At 41.3% G+C, this 13,058-nt stretch carries 10 protein-coding genes; 7 read left to right on the top strand and 3 right to left on the bottom strand.

The window, feature by feature from the left end:
* Positions 1-2: 2 nt before the first annotated feature.
* Positions 3-1,376: a M20/M25/M40 family metallo-hydrolase gene (locus VK159_RS17200; protein WP_324231403.1), complete on the top strand. Its 1,374-nt coding sequence runs from the start codon at positions 3-5 to the stop codon at positions 1,374-1,376.
* A 27-nt stretch (positions 1,377-1,403) separates the two neighbouring features.
* Here VK159_RS17200 and VK159_RS17195 read toward each other — a convergent pair whose 3' ends face one another.
* Positions 1,404-2,969: a peptide ligase PGM1-related protein gene (locus tag VK159_RS17195; protein ID WP_324231402.1), complete on the bottom strand. Its 1,566-nt coding sequence runs from the start codon at positions 2,967-2,969 to the stop codon at positions 1,404-1,406.
* A 192-nt stretch (positions 2,970-3,161) separates the two neighbouring features.
* Between VK159_RS17195 and VK159_RS17190 the strand changes: the two genes are divergently transcribed.
* Genes VK159_RS17190 through VK159_RS17175 form a run of 4 tightly spaced genes read left to right on the top strand, consistent with a single transcriptional unit; the run spans position 3,162 to position 6,138 of the window.
* Positions 3,162-3,899, top strand: a complete 738-nt coding sequence (locus VK159_RS17190) for a LiaF transmembrane domain-containing protein (protein ID WP_324231401.1) — start codon at positions 3,162-3,164, stop codon at positions 3,897-3,899.
* Positions 3,900-3,949: 50 nt separating this feature from the next.
* Positions 3,950-4,303 carry a DUF4288 domain-containing protein gene (locus VK159_RS17185; RefSeq protein ID WP_324231400.1) on the top strand — a complete coding sequence of 118 codons (354 nt, stop codon included), beginning with the start codon at positions 3,950-3,952 and terminating at the stop codon, positions 4,301-4,303.
* 43 nt (positions 4,304-4,346) lie between these two features.
* Positions 4,347-5,378 carry a sensor histidine kinase gene (locus VK159_RS17180; RefSeq protein WP_324231399.1) on the top strand — a complete coding sequence of 344 codons (1,032 nt, stop codon included), beginning with the start codon at positions 4,347-4,349 and terminating at the stop codon, positions 5,376-5,378.
* Between the two features lie 16 nt (positions 5,379-5,394).
* Positions 5,395-6,138, top strand: a complete 744-nt coding sequence (locus VK159_RS17175) for a LytR/AlgR family response regulator transcription factor (protein WP_324231398.1) — start codon at positions 5,395-5,397, stop codon at positions 6,136-6,138.
* A 158-nt stretch (positions 6,139-6,296) separates the two neighbouring features.
* Here VK159_RS17175 and VK159_RS17170 read toward each other — a convergent pair whose 3' ends face one another.
* Complete coding sequence (locus tag VK159_RS17170) at positions 6,297-6,902, bottom strand: anhydro-N-acetylmuramic acid kinase (protein ID WP_324231397.1); 606 nt, start codon at positions 6,900-6,902, stop codon at positions 6,297-6,299.
* A gap of 158 nt (positions 6,903-7,060) precedes the next feature.
* Between VK159_RS17170 and upp the strand changes: the two genes are divergently transcribed.
* Positions 7,061-7,711, top strand: a complete 651-nt coding sequence (gene upp / locus VK159_RS17165; protein WP_324231396.1) for a uracil phosphoribosyltransferase — start codon at positions 7,061-7,063, stop codon at positions 7,709-7,711.
* A 139-nt stretch (positions 7,712-7,850) separates the two neighbouring features.
* Positions 7,851-8,861, top strand: a complete 1,011-nt coding sequence (locus tag VK159_RS17160; protein ID WP_324231395.1) for a PorP/SprF family type IX secretion system membrane protein — start codon at positions 7,851-7,853, stop codon at positions 8,859-8,861.
* Between the two features lie 73 nt (positions 8,862-8,934).
* Here the strand turns inward: VK159_RS17160 and VK159_RS17155 are convergent, their stop codons facing one another.
* Positions 8,935-12,810: a zinc-dependent metalloprotease gene (locus VK159_RS17155; RefSeq protein ID WP_324231394.1), complete on the bottom strand. Its 3,876-nt coding sequence runs from the start codon at positions 12,808-12,810 to the stop codon at positions 8,935-8,937.
* Positions 12,811-13,058 lie beyond the last annotated feature (248 nt).

Genomic DNA, 13,058 nt, shown 5'->3' with positions numbered 1-13,058 from the left:
GCATGAGAACAATTAAAGTAATAGTGGCCTTCTGTTTACTGGCCTTTTCAGCAGGAGCCCAAAACAAAGATTCGGCTATGTTTAAACGTATTGCCGACGATATTTTCACCAACAGCAAAGCATACGACAATCTCCGGTTTCTCTGTAAACAAGTGGGTCCCAGATTAAGCGGTTCGCCACAGGCAGAAAAATCAGTGAGAGAAACGTTTCGCATGATGAAAGAACTGGGCGCCGATACGGTTTACCTGCAGGAATGTATGGTGCCGCATTGGGTACGTGGTGCAAAGGAAAGTGCATTATTGGTTGATGATAAAGGCACAACTTTTTCACTCAACATTTGTGCACTTGGTAACAGTGTTGGTACGGGTAAAAAAGGACTAAAAGCTGAAGTGATTGAAGTACGTTCGTTCAGCGAGCTGGATGCATTAGGTGAGAAAGTTGTGAAAGGAAAAATTGTGTTTTATAATTTCCCGATGAACCCAACCAATGTTGAAACCTTTCGTTCGTATGGTGAAGCCGGTCAGTTTCGTGGCCGTGGCCCGTCAATGGCAGCAAAATATGGTGCAGTAGGTGCAATGGTTCGTTCACTTGCAAGTAATATTGATGATTATCCGCACACAGGTACAACAACGTATAACGATTCATTTCCAAAAATTCCTGCCATTGCTGTTTCAACACGCCATGCAGAATATGTAAGTGCTGAGTTGAAAAGGAAAAAAGGTCTGCAAATGTATTTCCGTACGGAGTGTGAAATGTTGCCTGATGTAAAAAGTCATAATGTAATTGGAGAGATAAGAGGAACAGAATTTCCCAACGAAGTGATTACAGTTGGTGGCCATCTTGATTCATGGGATTTGGCTGAAGGTGCACATGATGATGGTGCAGGTTGTGTTCAGAGTATGGAAATTATTCGTGTGTACAGGAAGTTAGGCATTAAGCCCAAGCGTACTATTCGTGTGGTGATGTTTATGAATGAAGAGAATGGATTACGTGGCGGTCGCAAATATGCTGAAGTAGCAGCAGCAGAAAAAAACAAGAAATTTATTTTTGCTTTGGAAAGTGATGCCGGTGGTTTTACACCAAGAGCATTTGGTTTTACTGCAGAAGAGACTGTGTTAAATAAACTCCGTAATTGGGTGCCATTGTTTAAGCCATATGGTGTGTATGAATTTTCTGCAGGTGGAGGCGGTGCAGATATTGGTCCGTTGCGCCCGCTTGGTACAACACTTGCAGGTTTACGTCCCGATTCGCAACGTTACTTCGATCATCATCATGCAGCCAACGATACATTTGAAATGGTGAGCAAGCGTGAACTGGAGCTTGGTGCGATCAATATGGTGTTGCTGTTGTACGTAGTTGATCAATACGGATTATAAAATAGAAAGAGTGTGAATGAATTAATCTCATTCACACTCTTTATTTAAGACTTCCACTACTTTTTTATAATACTCGACTGCCCGTTCAGGTGTGCGGCCAATAGAAACCAATCCAACTTTTCCGAACTGAGAGAGCGCACTGATCAGGTGAAACATCACGCCCTCTTCCTGTGCATTGCTGTAATGAAGATCATTTAACATGGCGATATCAATCAAATCATGCGGTGTTAATCCCTTATAACAATCCCGTTGCAGGTTATCAGTAGCAAAATAGTATCGCTTCTTTCCATCGGGCATAAAGTATTCACCTTTTTCAGGATCATAGTCACCTTCGGTTAAAAACTGTAACATTAAGTAGGGATGTGTTGTGCCACCTTTCCGTAAATTGATCTCAATGGCATAATGTTTAAATTCATTGCCCACTTTTGCACTCATAAAATCAACTGCAAAACGACCAAGCACACCTTTTTCCTTTAAGCCTTCTGCAATAACAAATCCTAAACGACCGATTTCTTTTGCATAAATTTTATCAGCAGGAAATGTTGCGCCTAAAAAGATCTGGTTATTTTCACCGCCCAGCATTTGATCGTGTGTTGATAATACTGATGCATTCCCTGACGGGTCAATCAAACATTGTACGGATGGTGATGTAATGATCTCAGCTTCCAGGAATTCTTCTACAATGCCTTCCATCTGCTCAAACTTATTAAAGAACATTTCACTGCTAAGTTTGGCAGCAACAATTTTTAATTGCTGATCAAGATGTTCAGCTATCCAGCTTCGTAATGAATCACCTGCTGGTGCACCTTCATACGAGAACACAGCATTGCCTTCACCTGAGAAACCATCATTCATTTTCACCACAGCTTTTCTTAATGCTGGTTTTTGTTGTTTGAGTGATGTAAGACAATCGATCACTTCTTCTTTATCTTTTACATCTTCAAATCCATCGGGTGTAAGTATGTTTAATGATTTGAATAATTTTCTACTTGCACTTTTTGTTCCTAAATAATTCAGTTCCGGATCGCAACCATACAATGGAATTTGTAATTGTAAGGCAAGTGACTGTTCGTGTTCCGTTACGTTAAAACAGGTAATATGTGCAGGTGAAGTTGGGTCGATCAACTGTTTGATACGTTCAATCAATCTCGGTCGTTGCAGAATTTTTTCAGTGAGTGGTGTGGAAGAAGCGTCAAAACAACTCAACAGGATCAGTCGCTGTCTTGCATGATAACCCGTAATGCCCGGCAACAGGTGTAGGTAGTAATCAATGATTGCCGGATCAATGGGTACGCTTGTTACATAAATTACCCGTGTGCGTGGCATACGTAACAACATGAGCAGGCAAAGCAAACGTTCTTCATAAAAAACATGCCCTTTAACTTTTGAAAGAATGGTGTGGTCCAGTGTAAGACTTGGAATAACCACCACCGTTCGTGGCGCCAGCTTATCAGGAAAGGTTGTTCTGAACTGTTCACGGAGCTGTTCTTTTAATTCATTGAACAATGCTTTGTCATTTGCGCTCAATGTATGAGTATGAGCAGTTGACGGCTCACTTTCTATTGATGGATGTTGCTGTATGATGTCGGGCATACCACAATATAGAAAATGAAAGGAAGGATGTCAAGCATCAGTTTTACCGATCAGATGATCATTTGCTTCGCAGCTTACCGACAGGATTCCGCCATTCACCGACTTTTACTGCAGGCTCCTCTACTAACTGTTGACCACGGTTTGATGAGACGATAGTTTTGTTCTAAATTCATAAAAATGACAAGCAATTGTATGGGATCAGCAACAAAAAAATCAAATGAAAAATGGATCGGTCTTATTATACTGGCAGTTGGTGTTATTATCCTGCTCCGTAATCTCGATCTTTCTCTGCCTGATTTTTTATTTTCATGGCCAATGATCCTGATTGTTGTTGGGTTTATTGTAGCTGTTAAGGAAGAGTTCAAGGGCGTTAACTGGCTTATATTAATGGGACTTGGTGGTTTTTTTCTTGTGTTGAAAATGGTGCCTGATTGGAATTTGCGCAACTTTATTGCACCTGCTATTCTCATCGCAATAGGATTAAGCTTTTTGTTTCGCAGAAGCAAAGTGTCTATTGGAAACGAACGGGACGACAGTTTAGCAGAAACTTTTTCTTCTTCAACAGATAGCTTTTCTACATCTTCAGTTGAGGAAGAAGATATAATTGATGCAGCTGTTGTGTTTGGTGCAGTGAAAAAGAATGTGTACTCGAAAAATTTTAAAGGAGGAGAATCAGTTGCCATCTTTGGTGGTTCTGAAATTAATCTTACACATGCTGACTTTGCCGGAACGATAAAACTTGAAGTGGTAAATGTGTTTGGAGGCACTACCTTATTTGTACCTGCTCATTGGCAAATACGCAGTGAAGTGGTTGCCATCTTTGGTGCCATTGAGGATAAACGTCAACGTCCTGCTGGTGTAAGCACTGATAAGATTCTGGTGATCGAAGGTTTTGTGATGTTTGGTGGAATTGATATTAAATCGATCTGATCGTACTGAAAATCATTGGCCATTAACCTTTATCACAACTCACTGCAATCATGAACTGGTATCTTACTAAAATAGTTTTTCAGATCATCTGTGGCGATGGAACACATACTGCACAGTTTGAAGAACAGCTGCGATTGATACAAGCGGCCGACCCAATAACGGCAGTAAAAAAAGCTGAACATATTGGAAAGCAGGAAGAACAATCGTTTCTCAATTATGTACAGCAACCTGTTTGCTGGAAATTGATTGCTGTAACAGATATTTATCCGTTTGCTGCTGAAATAGATGGTGCCGAAATTTTTTCACGCATAAGTGAAGAAGAACAGGCAGCTTCATTTATTCATAGTATGCAGTTACGTTCAGCCGATGCAGCAAAACGAATTGCAGCAAATTATCAATCCTAAACAACTGTAAGTGGCTATTTCACCTTTTCGTTCACGGCAATTCATGATTCCCTTCTGCATCAGTTGGTTCATCTGGATCAGTATGCATCAACTGGCGTTGTACCAGATGGGGTTGAATTGGTTTGAAGCGTTAACGGATAGTCTTGTCAGCAACAGTTTATTGATCTATGTATCAATGCTGATGTTTACCATCTTCCGGTTTTATTTACCACGCACAAACAATGTGTTGAATCTTTTTATCTGGATCATACTGCTTACAACCGGATGGTTCTTTGCATCTGATAAATTGTTGGATCTTATTTATAAAAATAATGCGCATTACCAGTCGCTGGTTAATAATACATGGCCCATACGTTTTGCCATTGGCTTTTTGATCAACGGATGTATAAGCCTGGTTGGTTACGCTTATTTCAACTGGCAGGAGCGTGCGGAAACCGAAAAGAAAAAAACAGAAGCAGAGCAATTGAGTAAAGAAGCGGAGTTGTATAAATTGCGTCAGCAATTGCAGCCTCATTTCTTATTCAATGCACTTAATTCAATCAATGCGCTCATTGGTGCACGACCTGCAGAAGCAAGAGAAATGGTGCAGCAGTTATCTGATTTTTTACGTACCACATTGCGCAAAGAAGAGCAGCAATGGATTAAACTTGAAGATGAAATTCATTCCTTACAATTATATCTTGATATTGAGAAAGTGCGTTTCGGACATCGCTTAAGCACACAACTGGAATTAGATACCGATGCATGGAAAATGCAGTTGCCTGCTTTGCTCTTACAGCCGTTGGTAGAAAACGCCATAAAGTTTGGATTGTATGATACAACAGAAGATTCACGCATTTACCTGCTGGCAAAAGCTGAAGCCGGTCAACTGGTGATTACAGTTGAAAATCCATTCGATCCTTCAACTGCCGCAGCACAAAAGGGAACAGGCTTTGGATTAAGCTCGGTACAACGCAGGTTATATTTGATGTTTGGCCGTAACGATCTGCTGCAAACAACAGTAAAAGAAAATATCTTTAGTACAACAGTGATCATACCACAACCAATCGTGTCCGACGTTTCAACGAATGTTTGATACATGATGAACAACTATGCAGTATAAAGTTTTAATAATTGATGATGAGCCCTTGGCAAGAAGTATGTTGCTTGAATATCTGCAGTCTTATCCGCAATTACAGGTAGTGGAAGAATGCAATAATGGATTTGAAGGAGTGAAAGCCATTCAACAATACAGCCCTGATCTTATTTTTCTCGATATTCAAATGCCCAAGATCACGGGCTTTGAAATGCTGGAATTACTGGAAGAACCGCCTGCTGTAATTTTTACTACGGCATTTGATGAATTCGCTGTGCAGGCCTTTGAAAAAAATGCAGTGGATTATTTACTGAAACCTTTTTCACAACAACGTTTTGATAAAGCTATTGCACGCTGGATGGAGCAGGATAAAACATCAGCAGCTGTTGCAACTGAGCAGGTGTTGAAAGATGCAGCAAAAAATCCATCCCAGGCAGAACGTATTGTTGTAAAGAACGGAACCAAGATCACTATTATTCCTGTGCAGGATATTCATTACCTGGAAGCGGCAGATGATTACGTGAAAATTGTAACAGCAGCAGGTAGCTTTCTGAAGAAACAAACGATGGGTTATTTTGAAGATACACTCAATGCCTCTTCATTTGTACGCACACATCGTTCATATATTGTCCGTTTGCAGGAGATCACCCGCATTGATCCGTATGAAAAAGAAAATCATCTTGCAGTATTACGATCAGGCGCAAAAATTCCTGTGAGCCGTGCAGGTTATCCTAAGTTGAAAGCGATGCTGGGGTTGTAAGAAATATGCAAGTACGAGGTACGAAATTAGAAGTACGGGAAAACTCATCCAGTATTAATTAGTTGTGGTAAACATGAAGTAATATGCGGTATTCGTCAGGCGAGGGCGTCCGACTTGGCGTAGTTCGTAAATCGTACCTCTCACTTCGTACTTTTCTTTCACCATTCCTGTCCCACCCAAACAGCACCACCAATACTATCACGCAAAGCACCGGTATCAGCAGCAAGCATATTGTTTTCTTCACGCCAGCGGAGCAATGCAAAGAAGGCCGCATAGAATGCATCGTGTTGTACGGCTTCTGGCAATGTCAATAATGTTGAAGCGAGTTTAAATACAGGATCGGCTTTGCCATTCAAGGCAAGATCGATCATACGAAAATCACTCACCACATTTACACCTGTAATAGCCGCAACCGCTGCTGCATCACCCAACGCATGACTTAATTTTGTTTCAGGTGCATGAATGGCTGTATGGCCCATCAACCCGATCAATTGTATTTGGTAATCGAGATGATGTTCATCAGTGAATTGTTTTATTTGATTCCCGATCCAATGTCCGTAATCTACATGCAATTGCAGGTAATCAACTGCGGAACTGATGGCGGCTGAGTGTAAACGTTGTTGTAGATCGGAGGGGTAAGCAATGGATGCAGTTTGTCTTATTTCAACATCCCATTTTTTCCCGCTCACTTCAAAAGAGGCAAATACAAGTTCTAAAGATTGGGTGCTGGTATTACTGGCAACGCCCAAGGCCCGGTAGATCATATATGGTCTGATTTTCGGTTGTAGAATTTATTCTTCTAACAATCCTGTTCACAATTTTATCTGTTAGATTTGTAAAAATACGGCAGCTGGTTCAGGATTAATGTTTAATGAACGGAAAGCTGGAAAATGAGCGGCCGCAAGTATAAATTTTACAGCACATGGTCATCAATTTAAGCGAGCAGCATTCATTGGTAAGTAACTGGGTGGCTGAGTTGAGGGATACCGAAATTCAGACCGACCGTATGCGTTTCCGCCGCAACCTGGAAAGGATTGGGGAAATAGCAGCTTACGAGATCAGTAAAATTCTTCCATGGGAGGAAAAAGAAATTACCACCCCTTTGGGTAGTGCCCCATCTAAAGTTTTGAAAGATCAACCGGTTTTAGCAACAATATTAAGGGCAGGTTTGCCGTTACATCAGGGATTGTTGAACTATTTCGACAGGGCCGATAATGCGTTCATTTCTGCCTATCGCAAACATCATCGTGATGGCAGTTTTGAGATAAGCCTGGATTATATCAGTTGCCCCAGCCTTGAAAACAGGGTGGTGATCATTGCAGATCCAATGCTGGCAACGGGTAGCTCACTGGTAAAAACAGTGCAATACCTGAGGGATGAGGGGCAGCCCGCGGAAATGCATATCGTTTGTGCCATAGCCTGTACCGTGGGTATTGAATTTGTTCATCGCACCGAACCAAAAGTAAAGATCTGGTGTGGTGCAATAGATGATGAATTAACGGCGAAAGGTTATATTGTGCCCGGTTTAGGCGATGCAGGTGATCTTGCTTACGGAACAAAAGTGCAGATGTAAAAGCAACGAAAACCGAAGATCATCGCTCAACAACAAGAGTATTATGAAAAACTAAATAGAAAACCCAATTATACCAATAACAAAAACCAAAGCAGCTTAAGATCGTTCAAGGACGTCTTTGCTGTATAACCGCTCTCTGATGAGAAAACTTATACTACTACCATTATTGCTGATCGTGTTGCAAACCTATGCACAGGATCCTAATTTCTCCCAATTCTTCGCCTCGCCTTTAACATTGAACCCTGCCTTAACCGGTAAATTTAATGGACTTGTTCGTGTGGCAGGTAACTATCGTAATCAATGGCCAACGATCAATAATGCATTTCGTACTGCAACTGCATCAGCCGATTTTGGTATTCTTGGAAATACCATTCCGGAGTTCGATCAGTTTGGCGTGGGTGTAATGGGTATGTATGATATTAATGGCGACGGTGTGATGAAAAACAGTTTCATCTCCGGTTCAGTTGCTTATCATAAAGGTATTGATGAAGATGGTTATCACCAGATAGGTGTTGGTTTCAGCGGAACCTATGCGCAACGTAAACTCGATATTAATAAACTTGATTTCCAGGATGAGTTAACAAGTCTTGGTTTCACAGGTAATACGGCTGAAGTTTTTGGCAGCAGTGGCTTTGTGAATATCAACTATGCTGATGTGAATGCCGGGTTTATTTACAATGGAGCCACCAATGATTATAATAATTTTTATGTTGGAGCTTCTGTTTACCATATCAACCGTCCCAAAGTAAGTTTTATGGGAGCAGAATATATTATGAACCCACGCTTTACTCTTCATGGTGGTGGATATTTTCCAATTGCGGATGCAACTACTTTGTTTGTAAGTGCAAATCACCAACGGCAAGCCGGAGCTACAGAAACAATTTTTGGCGCAGCTCTTGGTTATACAGTGAACAGTGATTTCGACAGCCCTACTGATGTATATGCCGGTGCGTTTGTTCGTTGGGGCGATGCAGTGATACCGTATATCGGTATTGAATTTGGCAACTACCGTTTTGGTGCTTCATACGATATCAATACATCACGTTTGTCAGCTGCTTCGCAACGCAGAGGTGGTATGGAAGTATCGCTTATCTGGACAAAGAAACACACTGATCCAAATAAGAAAAAATTAAACTGTCCAAGGTTTTAATTTTTTTTCAATATAAAAAACGATGCCCGCTTTAAAGCGGGCATCGTTTTTTATTACAAATACTGCTGCTACACTAATTGATCTTGATAAGCTTCACTTGTTTGCTCAGCTCACCCTGCATTACTTTCACAAAGTATGTTCCTGCTTTGTAGTTTTCTCCAAAGCGGATGTAACTGCCGTTACCTGTTAAATGTGTTTCCATCATGCGTCCATACAGGTCAAAGACTGCTACGGAAATTTTCTCTTCATCATTTCCTGTTACATAGAGTGTAAAATAATTGTTGGTTGGGTTCGGCATTGGTTTCGCATCAAGTCTGCTTGCTGCAATTGTTACAGGAATGTCTTCATCTCTTCTGACAGGTTTACCTGGTGCTGCAACAACAACTGTACTGTTGGCGCCAACAGCCATCACTGGTGCATCTGCATCGCTTGCACCCGGTTGATTGTCGTAATATACTTCACCAGTATTCTTGTTGAAGATCTTCATCCTGATCTTGTCTTCACCTGTAGTACCACCATCAAGCACAGTCATGATAAAACTGATTCCGCTTTGTAATCCTTTAATGCGGCCATTGCCTTTTATCTGTGCCAATGAATTGTTGATCGACAGGTATTCAAAATTCACAGCATTGTATTCAAAATCACCCACTTTAAATACAAACTCAGTTTCACCCTTTGGATTGGTTGATTTTTTGAAATAGTTTGCTGCAAATCCAAAAGTTGCTTTACCTGTTGCAGAGGCATCGCTCTTCAATGCACCTGCAGGAGATTGGTACCAGCCGCCACCAAATGTGTGACCACCTTCCGGATCATAAATAACAATGATCTGTTCCTGGTCGCCATTGGTTGTTGCGTATGAATTAAATCCATGCTGATCGGTAATACTCATCTTCACTTTATACACACCTGCTGCAGCGAATTTGTAACTGCCGCTTACCAATCCTTTTCTGCTGCCAGCCGGTTCAGTAACTGTTGGTGCTGCAACTGTACTTTCATCCAATATCCATTTTGCTGTGTGTGTTTTACCGGGTACATCCCAGAACTCGCCATTCATTGTTACAGTACTGCCAATTTTAAATGGTTTGCCCGATGAAGGACCGGTGATGTTATGCACCACATACACTTTTGCACTGTCTGTTTTACTGTTACCGCAATCATCAGTTGCCGTAATGTAAATGGTATAGATACGACCATCGCCATTACCTGCACGTTCAGCACGAAGTCTAACAGTATGCGCATCGGTACCCACCACTTCATAATCGATCGGTTCAGTATCACCATCACCCAAACCATTGATCGGTTCGTTACTTACAATAGAAAGTTGTTTAGTGATATGTGCCTGATCTGAACAATTATCAGCAACATCATAACTGATCGTTACCTGTACCATTTTATGATTTGGAGGCCATAAATATTCAGGTGACGCACTGATGTTTGAAATTGTCGGGGCTGTAGTATCCTTCACTGTGATGATCTGTACTTTTTCTGTTTTGTTACCACAATCATCTTCTGCTTTCCATGTACGTGTAATAATCACTTCGCCCATACAACTGCCTGGAGCATCTACATCTGAATATGTAACAGCCGGCGTTGGATCGCAATTATCGGCTGCATCTGTTACATTGCCTGTTTCAGACGGATCATCATTGTGTTCACAATTATCATCTTTGTAAATAGTGATGTCTGCAGGAACAGTGAATGTTGGTGCTGTTACATCTTTGATCGTGATGGTTTGTACTTTTTCTGTTTTCAAATTACATCCATCGATCAAAGTCCATGTACGCTCAATGATCGTTTCACCAACACATGATCCTTCTTTGATCACATCTGTATACGTTGCATTAAGAGATGTGCTGCAATTATCTGCTTCATTGGTAACATCGCCGGTTACACCAATGGCAGCATCATAATTACAGTTTGCATCTTTTTCAATCGTGATATCATCGGGCGCTGTAAATGTTGGCGGTTGATTATCACCAATTGTAAAGTTGGTATTGCTGATGTCGAAAAAGATATTATCAATCGCTTCTACTTTTATACGTGCTGTATTACTGTAAGTACAGGCAATCGTAACATCAGCCGATCCATCGTTTGCTGTACTGGCAACGAGTGTGCTGAATGTTTGTCCGCCATCGGTTGACAACGAAATTTTTACATTGGCTGCCAATGCATCACTACCGTTCACATCCCAGGTTACAGTATGTGTACCGGGGCACCAGGTTACTGCACTATTAGGTGCTGTAACGGTGAAAGGTCCATATGCATCATCAATCGTAACCACCATATTATCACTATTGGTTTGCCCTGCACCCGGATGATTATCTCTCACTGTTAAACGGAAGTTGAGCGATCGTGATACAGAAGGAAGTTTTTCCCAACGGTTGGTGTTTGTGCCATCAAGAATATTTTCCAATATTGGGAATATGCGTACAGCAGAAGTAAGTGGTGGTCTTGAACGGAACTCAGGTCCAAATGTGTGTGTAGGATTTGGTTCCCATGGGAAATCATCTTCATCCAATACATTGTCCATTTGTTCCCAGACATAGGTGAGGTTATCTTCATCTGCATCCGAACCGCTGCCTGTTAATTGGAAGGGAGTTGATTTAGGAATAGTGAAATCATTTCCGGCAGAAGCGGTTGGTGCATTATTGCCTGCCGATTGTGTAGTGCCGCAAGTAACACCAGCTAAGTATGCAGTTACCTGCTGAATACTGATTGCATGAAAATAATGATCTCTGATGGGCACTACATGGTATCCTTCAGAATCCTGGTTGCCACCATAGCTCATAATGGTGCTGCCGCTTCCGGGCTCCATCTGTGCACCATGACTTTCGTCTTTATGTGTGAACGTATGGTTGGCGCCAAACTGGTGACCAAACTCATGTGTTAACATGATTTCATCATACACACCAATTGCATTCCAGTCTGTACGACCTGTATAACCTCTTGCTTTAATATCATCTTGGCAAATACTGCCAATAGCGCCGGCATTTCCACCACTGAATCCATCATTTCTGCGACGGATAAGATGACCCACATCAAAATTATCCGATCCTATTTCATCGGTAATGGCAGTTTGTGCTTCTGCATTAAAATCATCGGAGTCGGTGGAAGTAAACGGATCAGAGGTTGGATCAAGAAAAATGATGTCTTCATTATTATCGATCATCACCATACGTACACCAAAATCTCTTTCAACATGCCCGTTTACAATTGTAAGTTGAGATACCTGCTCCGCTAAAACTTTTTCAATACGTTCAGCATCGTTTGCTTCGGTACCATCGAGGCACCACTGCGAAAATTCGCCTTGTGCAGCAAAGGCTAAACGAAACACACGAAGTTCTCCGGTGTTTGCATTTAATGTGCCAAATGCTGAACCTGAAACAGGAAGTTTTGATTTGATGCCTGTTGCAGCATTGCTAGTTGTAGTACATTCAAAATTACCCAAATCGGGCAATGCTTTTTGTGATACAACAATGTAAAGATTGTTTCCTCTTTCAATTTTTTCGATGTACAAGGCAGGCTTGTTAATAGAAAGAATTACGCCATTAAATCCCTGTGTCGTAAATGAAAAGCGAATGGTTGTGCCCGGATCTTTTACACCGGTGCCAAGATAGGAGCGAAGACGGCTGTGTTTACTTTGAAGACCAGCCTGCATCACTGATGCTTCAACTACCCTAAACTGAACAGGGTTCCCTTCTTCATCCGGTACGGTTAAATAAAAACCTGATTTTTTTGCAGAAATTGTTTTTTCAGATGGTGCATTCCGCAATTGTGCTTCCAATGCTTTTTCCTGCAAACGAAAAATAAGAAAGTTTGAAGGACGTTGTTTTTTTGCAAACACATCTTTTCGAAGTGCGGTTTCACTTTCCCTGTTCCAGTGATTTTGTTGCGCTGCAGCAAACAGGGAAAACAGTAACACTGCAGACACAAGTAGAAATTTCCTCATAGTTGGTTGTTTTTTAGATCAAAAAATCCAGGCAAATCGTTTGGAGGAAACGATCACCCATGAAAGAAATATGTTTCAAGGCTGCGGATGAGACGGTGTTCACAGAAATGGAATAGCAATTGTTATCGCATTACATCAACAGCATGGTAATGCATGTTGTGTTGTTGAGACACAATACAACTCATGGGTTCAATTAAGTAGTAACGTGGTTTACTTTTTCAGAAATTGGGTTGAAGAAGCGCTTGAGA

Source organism: Lacibacter sp., from assembly GCF_035299325.1.
Taxonomy (GTDB): Bacteria; Bacteroidota; Bacteroidia; order Chitinophagales; family Chitinophagaceae; genus Lacibacter.
The sequence above is the reverse complement of the archived record's forward strand: the minus strand, read 5'-3'. Positions and strand labels throughout refer to the sequence as shown.

What these genes read in the sequence shown, in the direction of transcription:
- VK159_RS17200 (WP_324231403.1), top strand. Translation starts at nt 3, where the DNA reads ATGAGAACAATTAAAGTAATAGTGGCCTTCTGTTTACTGGCCTTTTCA.
- VK159_RS17195 (WP_324231402.1), bottom strand. Translation starts at nt 2,969, where the DNA reads ATGCCCGACATCATACAGCAACATCCATCAATAGAAAGTGAGCCGTCA.
- VK159_RS17190 (WP_324231401.1), top strand. Translation starts at nt 3,162, where the DNA reads ATGGGATCAGCAACAAAAAAATCAAATGAAAAATGGATCGGTCTTATT.
- VK159_RS17185 (WP_324231400.1), top strand. Translation starts at nt 3,950, where the DNA reads ATGAACTGGTATCTTACTAAAATAGTTTTTCAGATCATCTGTGGCGAT.
- VK159_RS17180 (WP_324231399.1), top strand. Translation starts at nt 4,347, where the DNA reads ATGATTCCCTTCTGCATCAGTTGGTTCATCTGGATCAGTATGCATCAA.
- VK159_RS17175 (WP_324231398.1), top strand. Translation starts at nt 5,395, where the DNA reads ATGCAGTATAAAGTTTTAATAATTGATGATGAGCCCTTGGCAAGAAGT.
- VK159_RS17170 (WP_324231397.1), bottom strand. Translation starts at nt 6,902, where the DNA reads ATGATCTACCGGGCCTTGGGCGTTGCCAGTAATACCAGCACCCAATCT.
- upp (WP_324231396.1), top strand. Translation starts at nt 7,061, where the DNA reads ATGGTCATCAATTTAAGCGAGCAGCATTCATTGGTAAGTAACTGGGTG.
- VK159_RS17160 (WP_324231395.1), top strand. Translation starts at nt 7,851, where the DNA reads ATGAGAAAACTTATACTACTACCATTATTGCTGATCGTGTTGCAAACC.
- VK159_RS17155 (WP_324231394.1), bottom strand. Translation starts at nt 12,810, where the DNA reads ATGAGGAAATTTCTACTTGTGTCTGCAGTGTTACTGTTTTCCCTGTTT.